The 17,509-nt window shown below is 67.1% G+C and carries 22 protein-coding genes; 3 read left to right on the top strand and 19 right to left on the bottom strand.

The window, feature by feature from the left end:
- Window positions 1–22: 22 nt before the first annotated feature.
- The 3 genes from glmM to rplM form a co-directional block, all read right to left on the bottom strand.
- On the bottom strand, window positions 23–1,378 hold the full coding sequence (glmM, locus tag J2853_RS29180; protein WP_307563516.1) for a phosphoglucosamine mutase: 1,356 nt from the start codon (window positions 1,376–1,378) through the stop codon (window positions 23–25).
- A 1-nt stretch (window position 1,379) separates the two neighbouring features.
- Window positions 1,380–1,901 carry a 30S ribosomal protein S9 gene (gene rpsI, locus J2853_RS29185; RefSeq protein WP_307563518.1) on the bottom strand — a complete coding sequence of 174 codons (522 nt, stop codon included), beginning with the start codon at window positions 1,899–1,901 and terminating at the stop codon, window positions 1,380–1,382.
- 69 nt (window positions 1,902–1,970) lie between these two features.
- Window positions 1,971–2,414, bottom strand: coding sequence for a 50S ribosomal protein L13 (rplM, locus tag J2853_RS29190; RefSeq protein ID WP_307563520.1), 444 nt, complete (start codon window positions 2,412–2,414; stop codon window positions 1,971–1,973).
- Window positions 2,415–2,769: 355 nt separating this feature from the next.
- Here rplM and J2853_RS29195 point away from each other — a divergent pair, with 355 nt between their 5' ends.
- From J2853_RS29195 to J2853_RS29205, 3 genes are all read left to right on the top strand, one after another.
- Window positions 2,770–3,543, top strand: coding sequence for a CAP domain-containing protein (locus J2853_RS29195; protein ID WP_307563521.1), 774 nt, complete (start codon window positions 2,770–2,772; stop codon window positions 3,541–3,543).
- A gap of 36 nt (window positions 3,544–3,579) precedes the next feature.
- On the top strand, window positions 3,580–4,575 hold the full coding sequence (locus J2853_RS29200) for a hypothetical protein (RefSeq protein ID WP_307563523.1): 996 nt from the start codon (window positions 3,580–3,582) through the stop codon (window positions 4,573–4,575).
- Between the two features lie 105 nt (window positions 4,576–4,680).
- Window positions 4,681–6,930 carry a hypothetical protein gene (locus J2853_RS29205; RefSeq protein ID WP_307563525.1) on the top strand — a complete coding sequence of 750 codons (2,250 nt, stop codon included), beginning with the start codon at window positions 4,681–4,683 and terminating at the stop codon, window positions 6,928–6,930.
- Here J2853_RS29205 and truA read toward each other — a convergent pair.
- From truA to rpsE, 16 genes are all read right to left on the bottom strand, one after another.
- Window positions 6,920–7,810 (bottom strand): tRNA pseudouridine(38-40) synthase TruA, encoded by an 891-nt coding sequence (gene truA, locus J2853_RS29210; protein WP_307563527.1) that lies wholly within the window; start codon window positions 7,808–7,810, stop codon window positions 6,920–6,922. The two genes, J2853_RS29205 and truA, sit on opposite strands and share 11 nt — an antisense overlap.
- 81 nt (window positions 7,811–7,891) lie before the next feature.
- On the bottom strand, window positions 7,892–8,422 hold the full coding sequence (gene rplQ / locus J2853_RS29215; protein WP_307563529.1) for a 50S ribosomal protein L17: 531 nt from the start codon (window positions 8,420–8,422) through the stop codon (window positions 7,892–7,894).
- 89 nt (window positions 8,423–8,511) lie between these two features.
- A complete protein-coding gene (locus J2853_RS29220) occupies window positions 8,512–9,528 on the bottom strand; it encodes a DNA-directed RNA polymerase subunit alpha (RefSeq protein ID WP_307563531.1) in 1,017 nt (338 codons plus the stop codon).
- Between the two features lie 97 nt (window positions 9,529–9,625).
- A complete protein-coding gene (rpsD, locus tag J2853_RS29225) occupies window positions 9,626–10,252 on the bottom strand; it encodes a 30S ribosomal protein S4 (protein ID WP_089210161.1) in 627 nt (208 codons plus the stop codon).
- A gap of 20 nt (window positions 10,253–10,272) precedes the next feature.
- Window positions 10,273–10,677, bottom strand: a complete 405-nt coding sequence (rpsK, locus tag J2853_RS29230) for a 30S ribosomal protein S11 (RefSeq protein WP_020542285.1) — start codon at window positions 10,675–10,677, stop codon at window positions 10,273–10,275.
- Window positions 10,678–10,722: 45 nt separating this feature from the next.
- Window positions 10,723–11,103, bottom strand: coding sequence for a 30S ribosomal protein S13 (rpsM, locus tag J2853_RS29235; protein WP_012887859.1), 381 nt, complete (start codon window positions 11,101–11,103; stop codon window positions 10,723–10,725).
- 210 nt (window positions 11,104–11,313) lie between these two features.
- A complete protein-coding gene (gene rpmJ / locus J2853_RS29240) occupies window positions 11,314–11,427 on the bottom strand; it encodes a 50S ribosomal protein L36 (RefSeq protein ID WP_089210163.1) in 114 nt (37 codons plus the stop codon).
- Between the two features lie 25 nt (window positions 11,428–11,452).
- On the bottom strand, window positions 11,453–11,674 hold the full coding sequence (gene infA / locus J2853_RS29245; RefSeq protein WP_012887858.1) for a translation initiation factor IF-1: 222 nt from the start codon (window positions 11,672–11,674) through the stop codon (window positions 11,453–11,455).
- Window positions 11,675–12,235: 561 nt separating this feature from the next.
- Complete coding sequence (locus J2853_RS29250) at window positions 12,236–12,466, bottom strand: hypothetical protein (RefSeq protein ID WP_307563542.1); 231 nt, start codon at window positions 12,464–12,466, stop codon at window positions 12,236–12,238.
- A 128-nt stretch (window positions 12,467–12,594) separates the two neighbouring features.
- Window positions 12,595–13,047, bottom strand: coding sequence for a DUF1707 SHOCT-like domain-containing protein (locus tag J2853_RS29255; protein ID WP_307568864.1), 453 nt, complete (start codon window positions 13,045–13,047; stop codon window positions 12,595–12,597).
- A 46-nt stretch (window positions 13,048–13,093) separates the two neighbouring features.
- Window positions 13,094–13,921 (bottom strand): type I methionyl aminopeptidase, encoded by an 828-nt coding sequence (gene map / locus J2853_RS29260; protein WP_307563544.1) that lies wholly within the window; start codon window positions 13,919–13,921, stop codon window positions 13,094–13,096.
- 118 nt (window positions 13,922–14,039) lie between these two features.
- A complete protein-coding gene (locus J2853_RS29265) occupies window positions 14,040–14,690 on the bottom strand; it encodes an adenylate kinase (RefSeq protein WP_307563545.1) in 651 nt (216 codons plus the stop codon).
- Window positions 14,690–16,009 carry a preprotein translocase subunit SecY gene (gene secY, locus J2853_RS29270; protein WP_307563547.1) on the bottom strand — a complete coding sequence of 440 codons (1,320 nt, stop codon included), beginning with the start codon at window positions 16,007–16,009 and terminating at the stop codon, window positions 14,690–14,692. The genes J2853_RS29265 and secY overlap by 1 nt, the downstream gene beginning before the upstream one ends.
- Window positions 16,010–16,185: 176 nt before the next feature.
- Window positions 16,186–16,641, bottom strand: coding sequence for a 50S ribosomal protein L15 (rplO, locus tag J2853_RS29275; protein WP_307563549.1), 456 nt, complete (start codon window positions 16,639–16,641; stop codon window positions 16,186–16,188).
- 1 nt (window position 16,642) lies between these two features.
- Window positions 16,643–16,825, bottom strand: a complete 183-nt coding sequence (gene rpmD, locus J2853_RS29280; RefSeq protein ID WP_012887849.1) for a 50S ribosomal protein L30 — start codon at window positions 16,823–16,825, stop codon at window positions 16,643–16,645.
- Window positions 16,826–16,828: 3 nt separating this feature from the next.
- Window positions 16,829–17,461, bottom strand: coding sequence for a 30S ribosomal protein S5 (gene rpsE / locus J2853_RS29285; RefSeq protein WP_307563551.1), 633 nt, complete (start codon window positions 17,459–17,461; stop codon window positions 16,829–16,831).
- Window positions 17,462–17,509: the final 48 nt, after the last annotated feature.

Consider the following 17,509-nt stretch of genomic DNA (forward strand, 5'->3'; position numbering starts at 1 on the left):
CGCTTCAGGCGCGGGCCGTGCCTCAAACACAGGCCGTACGGACGACGTCCGCCAGGCGGTTCGCCATCTGCTCGGCCTGCTCCGCGGAGGAGGCCTCGACCATGACGCGGATCATCGGTTCGGTGCCGCTCGGCCGGATCAGCACCCGGCCTGTCTCCCCCAGCTCCGCCTCCGCCGCGGCGACCGCCGCGGACAGTTCGGGAGCCGAGGCCTTGTCGCGGTCGACGTCCTTGACGTTGACCAGGATCTGCGGCAGTCGGGTCATCACCGAGGCCAGCTCCGCCAGCGACTTCCCCTCGCGCGCCACGATCGACAGCAGATGGAGCGAGGTCAGCAGACCGTCTCCGGTCGTGGCGTGGTCGAGCATGAGGACGTGGCCGGACTGCTCGCCACCGAGGTTGTATCCGCCCGCCTTCATGGCCTCCAGGACGTAGCGGTCGCCCACGGCGGTCTCGATCATGTCGATGCCGGCGTTCTTGAGCCCGATCTTGAAGCCCAGGTTGGACATGACCGTCGCGACCACGGTGTCACCGACCAGTTTCCCCTCGGCGTGCATGGCCATGGCCAGCACGGCCATGATCTGGTCGCCGTCGATCACCTCGCCGGTGTGTGAGACCGCCAGGCAACGATCGGCGTCGCCGTCGTAGGCGATGCCGACGTCCGCGTTGCGGGAGACCACGATCTGCTGGAGTTTGTCCAGGTGAGTGGAGCCGACTCCGGCGTTGATGTTGAGCCCGTCGGGGCGGGCCCCGATGGTCTCGACCGTGGCCCCGGCCCGCAGCAACGCCTCGGGAGCCACCATGTGGGCGGCGCCGTGGGCGCAGTCGAGGACCACGTTCAGGCCGTCCAGGCGGCCGGTGACGGTGGACAGCACGTGGGACACGTAACGGTCGGCCTCGCCGTACGCTTCGCGCACGCGGCCGACCGAGGCTCCGACAGGGCGGTCCCACTTCTCGTCGAGCCGCTGCTCGATCTCGTTCTCCATCGCGTCGGGCAGCTTGTAGCCGCCGCGGGTGAGGAACTTGATCCCGTTGTCCGGGGCGGGATTGTGGGAGGCGGAGATCATCACGCCCATGTCGGCTCTGAGAGCGGTGGTGAGATAGGCGACCGCCGGGGTGGGCAGCACGCCGAGCCGGAGGACGTCCACGCCAGACGACGCAAGGCCGGCGACCACAGCGGCCTCCAGGAATTCTCCTGAAGCTCGCGGGTCCCGGCCTACGACGGCGACGGGACGGCCTCGCCGCCCGACGCTGGCATGGAACGCCCCGGCATCGCCGAGGACATGAGCCGCGGCCACGGACAGGTCCATGGCGAGCTCGGCCGTGAGGTCGCGCCCAGCGACCCCACGTACCCCGTCGGTGCCGAAAAGGCGCCCCAACTTAACGCTTGCTGTACTGCGGAGCCTTGCGGGCCTTCTTGAGGCCGTACTTCTTGCGCTCGGTGGCGCGAGCGTCACGGGTCAGGAAGCCTGCCTTCTTCAGCGGCGGGCGGTTGACCTCGACGTCCAGGAGGGTCAGCGCGCGGGAGAGTCCCATGCGCAGGGCACCGGCCTGGCCGGTGACGCCGCCACCGTTGATGCGGGCGATGACGTCGAACTGGTCCTCGGCGCCGAGGACCACGAAGGGCTCGTTGACGATCTGCTGGTGGACCTTGTTCGGGAAATAGTTGTCAAGTGCGCGACCGTTGATCGTCCACTTGCCGGTGCCCGGCACGATGCGCACGCGGGCTACGGATTCCTTGCGGCGGCCCGTGCCGTACGAGTTACCCGTGGTGATGGGCTTACGGACGGCGGCCTCGCCGCTGGCAGTGGACTCGGAGGTGTACTCGGAGGGGAACTCCTCCGCGGAGTACGCTTCCTGCTCGCCCTCGACGGGCGTCTCGACACCGGTGGGCTCAGCCACGGTTCTCCTCTAACTTTCCTACTCGGCGTCGGCCATCGGCCAACGCTGCTGGCGACAAGCAGCTAGCGACTACTGGGCGATCTGGGTGAGCTCGAAGGGCACAGGCTGCTGCGCCTGGTGCGGGTGCTCGGAACCGGCGTAGACCTTGAGCTTCTTGATCATCTTCCGGCCGAGGGCGTTCTTGGGCAGCATGCCCTTCACGGCCTTCTCGACGGCGCGGTCAGGACGCTTGTCCATGAGCTCGCCGTAGGTGACGGAACGCAGACCGCCGGGGTAGCCCGAGTGACGGTACGCCTTCTTCTGCTCGAGCTTCTTACCGGTCAGCGCGACCTTGTCGGCGTTGATGATGACGACGAAGTCACCGGTGTCGACGTGGTTGGCGAAGGTCGGCTTGTGCTTACCGCGAAGCAGGATCGCGACGTGGCTGGCCAGCCGGCCAAGCACGATGTCAGTGGCGTCGATGATGTGCCACTGACGCTCGACTTCGGCAGGCTTGGGTGTGTACGTGCGCACGGTCGTATGCCTTCTTTGCTCGCGTCTTCGGCGCTGTCGGAAGTGACAGCAACTTGGTCGGTAGGTGCGGGCACACGACAGCCCGGACCTTCCGTCTCCCAAGTTTTAGGAGATGACGCCGGACGCGCCGCGTATCGGTCTGCAACGGAGACCAATTCGCACACAACGAACTAGCAGGATACCGGCGCGTATGAGCATGGGTCAAAAGACGGACTCTGCGCCAGCGTCCTTGGCAGTCTACCCGTGACCGGGCAGTGCTGGGGGATGTCCCCCGCGAGCCCTCACAGAACGGTTCCGATACGTTCTCGGCATTCTCTTCTTCCCCACCGCAAACATCTCTATCTTTGATAGCGGTATGTGGCAGCTTCCTCACCCCCGGCATACCCAGCGGACCCGTCTGCGCCGCATGGGGCTGTTCGCGTGCCTGACGACGGTCTTGCTGACCGGGTTCCTCCTGGGCCGGGGCACCCGCGCCGAGGAGCCTCCCGACCAGATCTATATAAACGCCGGGCCGATCACGACCGAGGCCACGCCCACGGCCGTGCGCACCGGCCAGGGCAGAGCCGGGCGGGCCAGCGACCGTCGCACGCCTCTCGTCCGGGTCGCCCGTCCCCCCGTCGCCCCCACGGCGCCGCTGGAGCGACGCTCCCCACGCCCCACGCCAAGCCCCGAGAACACGATCGACGGCTCGACGAACGGCGGCTTCTCCTCTGTCATCAACGGCGACGACCGGCCCGGCACCCCCGCCCTCAGCGCGATGGAGAACGAGGCGATCCGGCTCGTCAACCTTGAGCGCAGGAAGCAGGGGTGCTCCCCGCTCAGGGTCGACAGGCGCCTGACCCTGTCCGCCAGGGCGCACTCGGCCGAGATGGCCGCCAGCGGCACCCTCTCCCACGACTCCCCGGACGGCAGGTCGCCCTGGGATCGGATGGAGAGCGCCGGCTACGGCGACGGGGGCGCGGAGAACATCGGCCGCGGCTACACCTCGGCCGAAGACGCGGTACAGAGCTGGATGGCGACCGGCGGCCACCGGCGCAACATCCTCAACTGCAAGCTCACCGCCACCGGAGTAGGGGCTGTGGACGGTTCGACCGGGCCGTGGTGGACGCAGGATTTCGGCTACTCCTGAGTAAACCGGCCCCGATAAAACGGCTAGTCTCGGCGCATGGGTTTTCCCGGGGAGCCGCCACGCCGACAGCCTTACAACCAGCCTGACGCGTCGCCGCCCAGGCAGGGCGATCACTGGTTCGACGCCTCACCGCACAGCCGCGCTCCCGAGGCGGCGACCGCTCAGGGCGCGTGGCCGCCCCAGCAGCAGCCCCAGCCTCAGCAGCGGCAACAGCCTCCACAGCAGCCGCAGCAGCGGCCTTCGCAGGAGCAGCCGCCGCGACGCCAGGAACGGCCGCGACGGGAGAGGTGGAGCCCCTACGACGAGGGCCCCCGTTCGCGTCGTCCGATCTTCATCGCGGTCGGCGCGTTCGCCCTGCTGATCGCCGGAGGCGTCGGCCTGGCCATGCTCGCCAACTCCGACTCCTCGACACCGGCCGATACGGCGAGCCCCCTGGCCTCGGCCTCCAGCGCACCGGTGCCCGACGCCCCCGCCGACAAGTTCGGATACGCCGCCGCCCGTACCACCGACCCTCTCACCCTCACCCTGAACGAGGTGTTCAGGAACAAGAAGATAAAGATCGGTGGACAGAGCTATCTGATGACCACGCGCAGGGCCGACAAGAAATGCGGCGACGCCGTGGTGGGCAGCAAGCTTCAGAAGGCCCTCACCGGAGGCAAGTGCAACCAGTTGCTGCGGGCCTCCTTCCGCGACGCCTCAGGAAAGATCATCGGCACCGTGGGGGTGGCCAACCTCAGCACCTCGAAGGGGGCCGCCGCGGTCGTCTCCGCCGGAACCGGCAAGGAGCGAGAGGAATACATCAAGCCGCTGCCCGGCAAAGACGCGGTCACCAAATTTCTCGGCACGGGTGAGGCGTTCGTGGGCGAGTGGAGGCACGGGCACTACGTCGTGATGGTCTGGTTCCAGTACAAGGACGGGCACCTGCCGAAGAAGACCGAGGTCAAGAAGCTCAACCAGGCGGCCTTCGGTGCCGCCGACGCGACCGTGACGCCGGCCCTCGAATCCCGGTCGCTGACCGGAAAGCGGCCGTAACAAAGACCCCACCCCGGTATTTTCGCCCCATAAAACTGGCGGGCGATACGGCCGAGAACGCCCATACACGCATGACGATCTCCGGCTATCGCTAGGCTGCGACCTATGCGTGGCCAGGAATCCGGGTCCGAGCACGAACGTGAAGGCGGCGGTTCGGCCGCACCGGCGACGCCACCGCCGAGTTTCGGCCAGTCTTCGCCGCACGTGCCCCGGACCGATCTCACAGGTGACGATCAGCCCTATTCCCCCCCGGCGTGGCCCGAACCGGCGCCCGGGGCGGCCCAGCCGTGGATGGTTCCCGGCGACGACGGCGCCCCCTACGACTGGCTGGCCGAACCCGAACCCGAGCCCGAGCCTCCCGCCCCCTGGCCCGGCTCTCCGCAGCCCGAGCCACAGCCCGGCCCCCCGGCGTCACGGGAGCCCTCCGGCGCGGCGTGGTCGGGCTCCCCCGCCCCTCAGGAGCCCCCAGGCGCGGCGTGGTCCGGCTCCCCCACCTACCAGGAGCCCCCCGGCGCGGTCCGGTCCGGCTCCCCCACCTACCAGGAGCCCCCCGGTCCGGCGTGGTCCGGCTCCCCGGCATGGGCCGCCCCCTCCTCCCAGGAGCCCGGTTCCCCGGGATGGTCCGGCCCCCCGCCTTCCGCCGAACCCCCCACTCCGTCGTGGCCGGGCGCGTCGGCCGGTGACGGGCCCACCACGCCTTCCGGCGCCGTTCCGTTGAACCCACCTCTGCCCACGGCGCCGATCGTGCCCGGAGCTCCGCCGTGGCAGCCGCCGCCGGCCTTCACCGCCGCCGCCGCGGGGATGCAGGTCTGGCCTGACACTCACTGGCCCGCCGCCACCGGAGAGCCGGTCTGGCCCGATCCCGAGGAGACGGTCGCCCGCCCGGGAGAGCCCGGCGACATCGCCGTCTGGCCGCCTGACGCGGCCTTCCAGGACGACCCCGACGAGGGCACCGTCAACGTCCGCGGACCCGAACTCCCCGTGCCCGACCCCCATGAGCCGGGCCGGCCGCAGCCGCCCGAGGCCGGGCCGTACACCCCCGTTCAGACCCCGCCGGGCGCCTACCCGTCGGGTGCGTCCCGATCATCCGAGGCGGGACCGTACACCCCGTCCCCTCCGCCGGGCGCCTACCCTTCGGGCCCGCCCCAGCCGCCCGAGGCGGGACCGTACGCCCCGGGCCAGAACTCACCTTCCCCGGCGGGCGCCCACCAGCCGCCCGAGGCGAGTCCCTACGCTTCGGGCTCGGCCTCGCCCACCGACATGACCGTCCCGTCCCCCGCGCCCGCGCCCGTCACGCAGGCCCCGACGTCCGAGCCGGAGCTGATCCCGCAGGTGCCCGTGCCGCCCCTCGACCCGGTCACCTATGCCCCGGCGCCGCCTCAGGCCCCGGGTCACCAGGCCGAGCCCGACTCCCCCGCTCCCGATTCCGGCAGGCCGGCACCGCCTTCGGGTTACGTGGAGCAGGAGACCCCTCCCGGCGGCATCCCGATGCTTCCCCCGCTGTTCCCGCCCCTTCCGGTGGTGTCACCGGCCGGCCAGGCGGCTCCCACAGCCGCCGCCCTGGCCCCACGCGACGCCTTCACCCCGGTCTCGGCCCTCACGGCCGAACTCCCGGTCACCCCGCCCGCCGAACCGCCCCCCGGCCGGAGCGGTACCAAGCTGATCGTGGCCGTGATCTCGGTCGTGGTGGTCGGCATCGCCGTCGGAGCGTTCTTCGCCTACCAGTCGTTCAGCTCCAGGAACCAGACGAGCGCGTCCAGCTCGATCCCCACCGCCGAGATCATCGATCCCACCGGGGATCCGGTTCCGGAGCCCGACCCGATCAACACCACGATGCTCGACTCCGAGAAGACCGACCCGGGCAAGCTGACCGTGCCCGACGCCTTCACCAAGAAGGTGACCCTGGCGGGGGCGACGTTCACCCGGGTCAAGACCAACATCACCGAAGATTGCCCGAAGGCCGCGGCCGGCAAGTTCGCCCGCGTGCTGGGCAGCCAGGAATGCCGCCGAGTGCTGCGGGCCACCTACGTGGACAGCAAACGGCGATACGCGGTGACCACGGGAATCGCGGTGCTGCCCACCCGGGAGTCCGCGGTCGAGGCCGACAAGGCCAAAGACCTCAACAGCAACCTGTGGTTCCGCAGCCTGCCGGGCAACGCCGGCAGCGGAGCCGAACGCGTGCACATCGCGGGCGGTTACGCGGCCGGGATGGTGTGGGGCCGCTACATCGTGTTCAGTTACGCCACCTTCAGCGACGGCCACACGCCGACCGCGAAGGAGAAGGGCCTGGGCAAGGTCAGCAGCGCGTTCCGCGACCAGACGGCCAAGGTCGTGGAGCGCCGCGTCAGGAACTGAGCGTGCGCACCCGGCGGGTCTCGGCGGCCCGCCGGGCCAGGTCCTCCGCTCCCGGATAGAGCACCTCTTCGAGACAGAGGCCGTGCGCGGGCGCGACGTGCACCTTGGAATCCCGGACGACGCTCTTCAGCACCTGACCGGGCCAGTCCACGGGAAGCCGCCCCTCCCCGACGGGTAGCAGCGATCCGACGAGTGCCCGGACCATCGAGTGGCAGAACGCGTCGGCCACCACCGTCGCGACGAGGATGCCCTCCTCCCGCACCCAGTCGAGCCGCTGCAACTCACGAATCGTGGTCGCTCCCTCGCGTTTCTTGCAAAAGGCCGCGAAGTCGTGCTCTCCCAGCAGATGGGCGGCGGCCGCGTTCAACCGGTCGACGTCGAGGGGACGGCCGTACCAGGCGACCTCGCGCCTGCGGAGGGGGTCCACCCCGCCGGGCGTATCGGAGATCCGGTAGGCGTACCGCCGCGACATCGCTGAGAACCGGGCGTCAAAGCCCCCAGGAGCCACCGTGACGCGACGAACCCTCACATCCGAGGGCAGGACCCCTGCCAGCCTTCTCACCAGAGCAGAGAGCTGCTCATCGACGCTCTCCGGCGATCCGGGCTCGGCGGGAGCGCTTGCCGGGGACGCCCCCCGGCGGTGGCGGCTCTCCAGCGCGCCGAATCCGCCGGCGTCCAGATCCACATGGGCGACCTGGCCCCGCGCGTGCACTCCGGCATCGGTCCGCCCGGCCACCGTCAGCGCCGGCGGTTCGGGAAGCCGGAAGATCTTGCCGAGCGCCTCCTCGATCTCTCCCTGGACGGTTCGCTGTCCGGGCTGCTTCGCCCAGCCGGAGAAGTCGGTGCCGTCATAGGCGAGATCCAGGCGCAGCCGTACCACGATTTTTCCTCCTGGAAAGCGGAAACGGGCCCGGCATCTCCCAGAGAGGAGGTGCCGGGCCCGTTCACAGGACCTGAAAGATCAGGCGTTGTCCTTCTTGGCCTCGGTCTCCTCGGCGGGAGCCTCGGCGGCCTCGGCGGTCTCCTCGGAAGCCTTCGGCTCCTCGGTGGTCTCCTCGGCCTTGGTCTCTTCGACCTTGGTCTCTTCGGCCTTCGGCTTCTCGGCAGCGGCCTGGCTGACGCGAACCGGGTTCAGCTGCTCGGTCACCAGCTCGATGACGGCCATGGGGGCGGCGTCGCCCTTACGGAGGCCGACCTTGGTGATCCGGGTGTAGCCACCGGGACGCTCGGCGAAGGTCGGCGCGATCTCGGTGAACAGGTGGTGGACGACACCCTTGTCCCGGACGATCGTCAGGACCTGGCGACGGTTGTGCATGTCGCCCTTCTTGGCCTTGGTGATCAGCCGCTCCGCCAGCGGACGCAGGCGCTTGGCCTTGGCGACCGTGGTCTTGATCCGACCGTGCTGGAACAACTGGGTGGCGAGGTTCGCCAGGATCAGCCGCTCGTGGGCCGGGCTTCCGCCGAGGCGGGCACCCCTTGCTGGCTGAGGCATTTCGTTCTCCTTGAGAGTGAACCCGCCCCGGCCGTATGAGGTACCGGGGTCGGGCCGGGGATCCGTGGATCCCCGTTATTCAGCGAAACTCAGTACTGCTCGGTCTCGACGTACGCATTGTCGTCGTCGTCGTAGCCGCCGCCGGCCACCGCGCTGGGGTCGAACCCGGGCGGGGAGTCCTTCAGCGCGAGCGTCATCTCGTGCAGCTTCTGCTTGACCTCTTCGATGGACTTCGCACCGAAATTCCTTATATCGAGGAGGTCCTGCTCGCTGCGGGCGACGAGCTCACCCACGGTGTGGATGCCCTCGCGCTTGAGGCAGTTGTAGGAACGAACCGTGAGGTTCAGCTCCTCGATCGGCAGCGCCAGGTCGGCGGCCAGGGCCGCGTCCGTCGGCGACGGGCCGATGTCGATGCCCTCGGCCTCGACGTTCAGCTCGCGGGCGAGACCGAACAGCTCGACGAGGGTCTTACCGGCCGAGGCCACCGCGTCGCGGGGCTTCATGCACGGCTTCGTCTCGACGTCCAGGATCAGGCGGTCGAAGTCGGTGCGCTGCTCGACACGGGTCGCCTCGACCTTGTAGGTGACCTTGAGAACCGGGGAGTAGATGGAGTCGATCGGGATGCGGCCGATCTCCTGGCCCGGCTGCTTGTTCTGCGCGGCGGAGACGTAGCCGCGGCCGCGCTCGACGGTCAGCTCCATCTCCAGCTTCGCCTTGCCGTTCAGCGTGGCGATGCGCAGCTCGGGGTTGTGCACCTCGACACCGGCCGGAGGCGCGATGTCGGCGGCGGTGACGTCGCCGGGGCCCTGCTTGCGCAGGTACATCACCACGGGCTCGTCGTGCTCGGAGGAGACGACCAGGTCCTTGAGGTTCAGGATGATGTCGGTGACATCCTCCTTGACCCCCGGCACGGTCGTGAACTCGTGCAGCACACCCTCGATGCGGATGCTGGTCACGGCCGCGCCCGGAATGGACGACAGCAGCGTGCGCCGCAGAGAGTTGCCGATGGTGTAACCGAAGCCCGGCTCCAGCGGCTCGATGATGAACTTGGACCGGGTCTCCTCGAGTGACTCCTCGAGGAGGGACGGGCGCTGAGCGATCAGCATGTGAGATCTCCCCCTGCATGGCGGCGCCCGCTATTTGACGCCGCTCGAACAACAGCATAGGTGCCGTGCGGCGAACCGCACGGCACCTGTGGAGCTTCTACTTGGAGTAGAGCTCGACGATCAGCTGCTCCTGGACCTGGGTGTCAATCTGCTGACGGACCGGGAGCTGGTGAACCAGGACGCGCATGGCGTCCGGAATGACGCCCAGCCAGGCCGGGAACGTCTTGTCACCGGAGGTGGCGCGAGCCACCTCGTAGGGAAGCAGGTTGCGCGAACGCTCGCGAACCTCGACGATGTCGTGCTCGCGGACGCGGTACGAAGGAATGTCGACCTTCTTACCGTTCACCAGGATGTGTCCGTGACGGACCTGCTGGCGAGCGGCGTCGCGCGACTCGGCGAACCCGGCGCGGTAGACCACGTTGTCGAGACGGCTCTCCAGGATCTGGAGGAGGTTCTCGCCGGTCTTGCCGCCCTTGCGGTTGGCTTCCTCGTAGTAGTTGCGGAACTGCTTCTCGAGGATGCCGTAGATGCGGCGGGTCTTCTGCTTCTCACGAAGCTGGAGCTGGTACTCAGACTCCTTGGGCCGACCGCGGCCGTGCTCACCCGGCGGGTAAGGACGGATCTCGATGGGGCACTTCGCGGACTCGCACTTCTTGCCCTTGAGGAAGAGCTTGGTCTTCTCTCGACGGCAGAGCTTGCAGTCCGCACCCGTATAACGAGCCATTTTCTATCTTCTCCTGGGCGTCAGACGCGACGGCGCTTGGGCGGACGGCAGCCGTTGTGCGGCACGGGGGTGACGTCCTGGATGGAGCCAACCTCGAGGCCGGTCGCCTGCAGCGAACGGATCGCGGTCTCACGGCCGGAGCCGGGGCCCTTGACGAAGACGTCGACCTTGCGCATGCCGTGCTCCATGGCCCGGCGAGCGGCGTTCTCGGCGGCCATCTGCGCGGCGAACGGGGTGGACTTACGAGAGCCCTTGAACCCGACGTGGCCGGCACTGGCCCAGGAGATCACGTTCCCGTTCGGGTCGGTGATCGAAACGATCGTGTTGTTGAACGTGCTCTTGATGTGGGCGTGCCCATGAGCGACGTTCTTCTTTTCCTTGCGACGCACCTTTTTGGGTGCGCCCTGGCGGCTCTTAGGAGGCATTCTTTGCCTTCACTCCTGAGGTCTTCGGTCCTGCGGCTACGCGGACTACTTCTTACCGGGCTTCTTCTTACCGGCCACGGTCTTCTTCTTGCCCTTACGGGTGCGTGCGTTGGTCTGCGTACGCTGACCGTGCACGGGAAGGCCACGGCGGTGCCGAATGCCCTGGTAGCACTGAATCTCGATCTTGCGACGAATGTCGGCCTGAACTTCGCGACGGAGGTCACCCTCGATCTTGTAGTTCGCCTCGATGTAGTCACGCAGCGGCACGAGCTCTTCGTCCGTGAGCTGGTGAACTCGAAGATCACCGTTCACGCCGGTGGCCTTGAGGGTCTCCAGGGCGCGAGTGCGGCCGATTCCGAAAATGTAGGTGAGAGCGATCTCCAGCCGCTTGTCGCGGGGGAGGTCGACGCCAACCAGGCGAGCCATGGTCGGGCATTCTCCTTCTTTATGGCGGAGGTCCTGCGCCTCACTTCCCCTCCCCATGCCCGGGGTGAGGGCCCCGGCCTCCGACCGGGGGTCTCCTGCGGGGTACGGCCGAAACCGCCGACGCAGGTGTGAAACGCGATTACTGTGGCGGCCCCACATGGGTTGAGCCCGCCACTGAGAGCGGACTCCTGCAGGACCTGTTTACTGCGATTAACCCTGACGCTGCTTGTGGCGCAGGTTCTCGCAGATCACCATGACGCGACCGTGCCGGCGAATCACCTTGCACTTGTCGCACATCTTCTTGACGCTCGGCTTGACCTTCATAGTCTTATTTTCGTCCCTCAGACGCTTACTTGTATCGGTAGACGATCCGCCCACGACTGAGGTCGTAGGGGCTCAGTTCGACGACAACCCTGTCGTCAGGAAGGATACGGATGTAGTGCATCCGCATCCGCCCGCTGATATGGGCCAGGACCTTATGGCCGTTGTCGAGCTGCACCCGGAACATCGCGTTCGGGAGCGACTCAACCACAGTGCCCTCGATCTCGATGGCGCCGTCTTTCTTGGCCATGTCCCTCGCGTTTCACTGATCGGTCGTCTGAGGCATCGGAACACTAAGCAGCCGCGACCCAGCGCTTCGATGAGAGCGGCGGTTGCGAAACCGCCGACGCGCAATGGTCATAGTGAACCGAAGAGGGAGTGTACGGCACCGGGCAAGGAAATGCGAAACGCACGGCCGGCACCTTGACACAACCGCTACTCAGGATACCGCAGATCCAGGGCAGGACACGCAACGCGGCATGACGCACGAATAACCGTGCGCTCATTGTAAGCACATCCCGCCTGGTCGAGGCCACCGACACGGGCCACCGACACGGCGGCAGACCCATGCCGGCGACACCCCGGCGTAACGCGAAGAAGCCCCCGGCGGCCTGACGTCAGGAGACTTCCTTGATCGGCTTCTCCTTGATCGAGATTTCCCCGCCGGGGAACCTCGATCGGCCTTCCCCGAAAGGCACGACACGGCCTTTGGAAGGTGCCGCCCCGGCGGGCACTCCCGCGCGAGCCTTCACCCCCGGCCTGAGGGCCGCGGCACCGGCTCGTGTTCGGGTAGCCCTTGACGTGGGAGCGGTCACCGACGTTCTCGCCGCGGCCGACCCCCGAGCGGTACGGGCCGAAAGAAGTGCGTGAAGCTCTGGACCCGCTGCGCGGCGGGCGAGGCGGTCAAGGTTCCGGCGGCCGAGGTGGTCGAGGCGGTCGAGATTCCGGCGGTCGAGGCCGTGGCGGCGGGGGCCGCGGCCATGCCGGCGACGAGCGCACCGGCCAGGGAGGTGCCCGCGAGAAGAGTGCGAGCCTTGCTCATTTCCTCCCGGGTGGGGGCGTCCTGCCGTTTTCCTCCTGGGCGGGGGGCGTCCTGCCGTTCGGACACCGTTCACGTCAGGAAGGAACAGCCCGCCCGTCCACGGAGGAACGCCCACTCAGCGCGCACCGTTACGGGTTGCGCTTCTTGCCGAGGCTCGCCGCCAGCGTGGCGAGCAGCAACATCGCTCCCCAGGGACCCATCACCCACAGCGGCCACGGATAGGTGAAGTCGAGACCGTCGGCCACACCGACGATGAGCCAGACCACCCAGTTGATGGCGCTGGTCACCGCCCAGACGGCCCAGATGTGCCTCAGCGCTCCATCGCTCGCCCGCCCTCTGTCGGGGCGTCCACCGCGCTCTGAGGGGCGGGCAAGGGCATTGGACAGTCCCTGCAGGTCGACGTCGGGAAGGTCGGAGGTGAGCGTGGCGAGCTCGCCGTACGTCTTGCTCGTGTAGAGCTGGTCCAACCGCTCGTCGAACTCCTCGCCGGTGAGCCGGCCCTGCGCGTAGTGCTCCCGCAGGACCGAGGCGACCCTGTCGCGATCTCCGTCCGAGGCCCGCATGTTCGGGCTAGCCGCCATCGTCAACCACACATCCACTCACCGCTGGACAGTGTTACCGGGCTTGCTAGGTCGACGGCCCACGATCTTTCGACAGGTCGGCAAGCCTCTCCGCCCCGCCGTCGAGGGCGGTCAGTACCCAAGGTCCATTATGTGTCACCGCGACGCTGTGTTCGAAATGCGCCGAGGACTTGCCGTCGACGGTGATGACGGTCCAGTCGTCGGCCAGCACCTTGGTCCTGTCCGTGCCGAGGTTCACCATCGGCTCGACGGCGAAGCACATGCCCGGCTCGAAGCGCGGCCCGCGGCCCGGCTTTCCGTGGTTGGCGACCCAGGGGTCCATGTGCATCTCGGTACCGATGCCGTGCCCGCCGTACTCCTGCGGAATGCCGTAACGGCCCTGGGAACGGACGTACTTCTCCACCTCGTGGCCGATGTCGGACAGCTGGCGGCCCACGGTGAGCGTGGCGATGCCGCGCCACATGGCCTCCTCGGTGACCCGCATCAGCTCGGTCAGCTTGGGATCGACCTCACCGACCGGGACCGTGATCGCCGCGTCGCCGTGCCAGCCCTCCAGAATGGCGCCGCAGTCGATGGAGATGATGTCGCCCTCCTGCAGAGCCCGCCGATCGGTCGGGATTCCGTGGACGACCTCGTTGTTCACCGACGCGCAGATCGTCGCCGGAAAGCCCTGGTACCCCTTGAAGGAGGGGATCGCGCCCTCGTCCCTGATGGCCTTCTCCGCGATCCCGTCGAGATCCAGCGGGGTCATGCCGGGCCGCACGCTCTCCCGGAGCAGTTGCAGGGTCCGGCCGACCACCAGGCCCGCCGCCCGCATCTTTTCCAGTTGTTCAGGCGTTTTTATCTGGATTCCATGCTTGTTCTTCTTGAACACGTGCACACCCCCTGGGGTGGTTCAACGGGCGATCGGGGAGCCCAATTCCCCCGATTCTGCCCTAAACGACAGCACGCCACCCATGGGAATCCATGGATGGCGTACCGGACGAATATCTCTAATCGACGAAGGGGCTCAGAGCCTCCATCGCACGCTGGGTGACCTCTTCCACCGGACCGGTCGCATCCACGCCGACCAGAATGCCCTCGTCGGCGTAGAAGGACACCAGCGGGGCGGTCTGCTCCTGGTAGACCTCCAGCCGATGCCGGACCGTCTGCTCCTTGTCGTCGTCCCGCTGGTAAAGCCGCCCGTTGCAGGCGTCGCAGACGTCGTCCTTCTTGTCATCGAAATCGACGTGCCAGATGCGGCCGCACTGGCTGCAGGTACGGCGACCCGCCAGCCGGCGGACGACCTCCTCGTCGTCGACCACGAGTTCCAGGACGACGTCCAGACCGACTCCGAACTCGGCGAGCATCTTCTTCAGGATCTCGGCCTGGGGCACGTTCCTGGGGAAGCCGTCGAGCAGGAAACCGTCCTGCGCGTCGCTCTCCGAAAGGCGGTCACGGACCATCGCGATGGTGACCTCGTCGGGTACGAGGTCGCCGCGGTCCATGTATTCCTTGGCAAGCTTGCCGAGCTCCGTGCCGCCCGAAACATTGGCGCGGAAGATGTCACCTGTCGAGATCTTCGGGATGGACAGGTTCGATGCGACGAACTGGGCTTGTGTCCCCTTACCCGCTCCGGGGGGCCCGACCAGGACGAGACGCACTATTTCAGGAAGCCTTCGTAGTTGCGCTGCTGAAGCTGGCTCTCGATCTGCTTCACGGTGTCAAGACCGACACCAACCATGATCAGAATGCTCGTCCCTCCGAACGGGAAGTTCTGACTCGCACCGACGAGCGCCAACGCGACGATCGGCACCATGGAGATCAGGCCCAGATACAGCGCGCCAGGAGCGGTGAGTCGCGTGAGCACAAAGTTCAAGTACTCAGCCGTCGGCCGGCCCGGGCGGATACCCGGGATGAACCCACCGTACTTCTTCATGTTGTCCGCGACTTCAACGGGGTTGAAGGTAATGGACACATAGAAGTAAGTGAAGAAGACGATCAGCAGGAAGAAAGTGATCATGTAGGTCGGGGTGGTGCCGCCTCCACCGAACTCCTGCGAGATCCACTGGATGATCGGGTTCGGCGTTTCCTGGGCGTTGCTGAAGAGCGACGTGACCAGTTGCGGGAGGTACAGCAACGAGGAGGCGAAGATGACCGGGATGATGCCGGCCTGGTTCACCTTCAACGGGATGTAGGTCGAGGTGCCGCCGTACATTCGGCGTCCGACCATCCGCTTGGCGTACTGCACCGGGATCCGTCGCTGAGCCTGCTCGACCATGACCACCAGGGCGATCATCGCGATACCGGTCACCATGACCACGGCGAAGACGAACACGCCCTTGGTCTGGGCGATGGTCACCAGCTCGGCCGGGAAGACCGCGATGACCTGGGTGAAGATCAGGATGGACATGCCGTTGCCGACGCCGCGGTCGGTGACGAGCTCGCCCAGCCACATGATGACGGCGGTTCCGGCGGTCATCGTCAAAACCATCACGGTGATGGAGAAGACGCTGTCCTTGTCGAGAAGAATGTCTTCACGACACTGGGGGAACAGCTGTCCGCTGCGAGCCAGGGCGATGAAGGCGGTCGACTGGAGAACGGCCAGACCGACCGTCAGGTAACGCGTGTACTGCGTGATCTTGGTCTGACCGGCCTGGCCCTCCTTCTTGAGGGCCTCCAGACGCGGGATGACCACGACCAGGAGCTGAAGGATGATGCTCGCGGTGATGTACGGCATGATGCCGAGCGCGAACACTGAAAGTTTCAGCAGGGCGCCGCCGCTGAACAGCTGCACCATTCCATAGATGTTGCCACTGGATCCGGCCTGCGCCTGAGTGAGACAGCGGCTGATGTTCTCGGTATGTACACCCGGGGTCGGGAAAACCGACCCAAGTCGGAACAGCGCGATGATGCCCAAAGTGAAGAGCAACTTCTTACGCAGGTCCGGCGTACGGAACGCTCGGGTAAACGCGGTCAGCACGGTCCCTCCTGCGCGCCTAAAAGGCGAGGTCGGTCAGCGATGGTGCGGGGGTAATCCATCTTTGCCATCTCAAGTCAGCGAACCCAAGGAAATGAGTCGAGGCCCACTGTCCAGCGAACTCTAACGCACTACGGGCGCGGAGGCCCATTATGAGCCTCCGCGCCGCGTGGTGATACCTACAGCTCGGAGACGGAGCCCCCGGCAGCAGCGATCTTCTCCTTGGCACTCTTGGAGAAGGCGTGCGCCTGCACGTTCAACGCCACAGAGATGTCGCCGGTTCCCAGAACCTTGACAAGCTGGTTCTTGCGAACGGCGCCGTTGGCGACCAGCGTCTCGACGGTGACGTCCCCACCCTCGGGGAACAGCTCGCCGAGCCTGTCCAGGTTGACGACCTGGTAGGTCGTCTTGAACAGGGCGTTGGAGAAGCCCTTGAACTTGGGCAGGCGCCGCTGCAGCGGAACCTGACCACCCTCGAAGCCGAGAGGAACCTTGTTTCTGGCCCTCGTGCCCTTGGTGCCACGACCGGAGGTCTTGCCCTTGGACGCCTCGCCACGGCCCTTACGGACCTTGGACTTGTTGGCGCCGGGAGCCGGCCGCAGGTGGTGGATACGGAGCGGAGTGTTCTCTGCCATGTCAGTCGACCTCTTCCACGGTGACAAGGTGCGTCACCACGGTGACCATGCCACGGATCTCCGGGCGGTCCTCCTTGACGACGACATCGCCGATTCGCTTCAGACCGAGCGAACGCAGCGAGTCGCGCTGGTTCTGCTTGCCGCCGATCTTCGAACGGACCTGGGTAATCTTCAGACGCGCCATCGACTAGCTCACCGCCTTGGCCGCTGCGGCCTCTGCGAGACCCTCGGCGCGAGCCCTGAGCATGCGCTTGGGAGCGACGTCCTCGATCGGCAGGCCACGACGGGCCGCGATCTCCTCGGGGCGGCTGAGGCCCTTCAGAGCGGCCACGGTCGCGTGCACGATGTTGATCGGGTTGTCCGAGCCGAGCGACTTGGACAACACGTCGTGGATGCCGGCGCACTCCAGTACGGCGCGCACCGGGCCACCGGCGATGACGCCGGTACCGGGCGAGGCCGGACGGAGGAACACGACACCGGCGGCCTCTTCACCCTGCACGATGTGCGGGATGGTGCCCTGAATGCGGGGCACCCTGAAGAAGCTCTTCTTGGCCTCTTCCACACCCTTGGCGATCGCCGCGGGCACTTCCTTGGCCTTGCCGTAGCCGACGCCGACCATGCCGTTGCCGTCACCGACGATGACGAGGGCGGTGAAGCTGAAGCGACGACCACCCTTCACGACCTTGGCCACTCGGTTGATCTTTACCACGCGCTCGATGTACGAAACGCCCTTGTCAGCGTTGCCACCGCGGCGGTCATCACGACGACCGTCACGCCGCTCGCCACCGGCGGCGCCACCGCGACGCGGTGCTCCAGCCATTAGTGGTTCCTCTTCTCACTCGTATAACGGGCCATCGGTTGCGATCCA

The sequence above is a fragment of the Streptosporangium lutulentum genome, assembly GCF_030811455.1.
Lineage (GTDB): Bacteria > Actinomycetota > Actinomycetes > Streptosporangiales > Streptosporangiaceae > Streptosporangium > Streptosporangium lutulentum.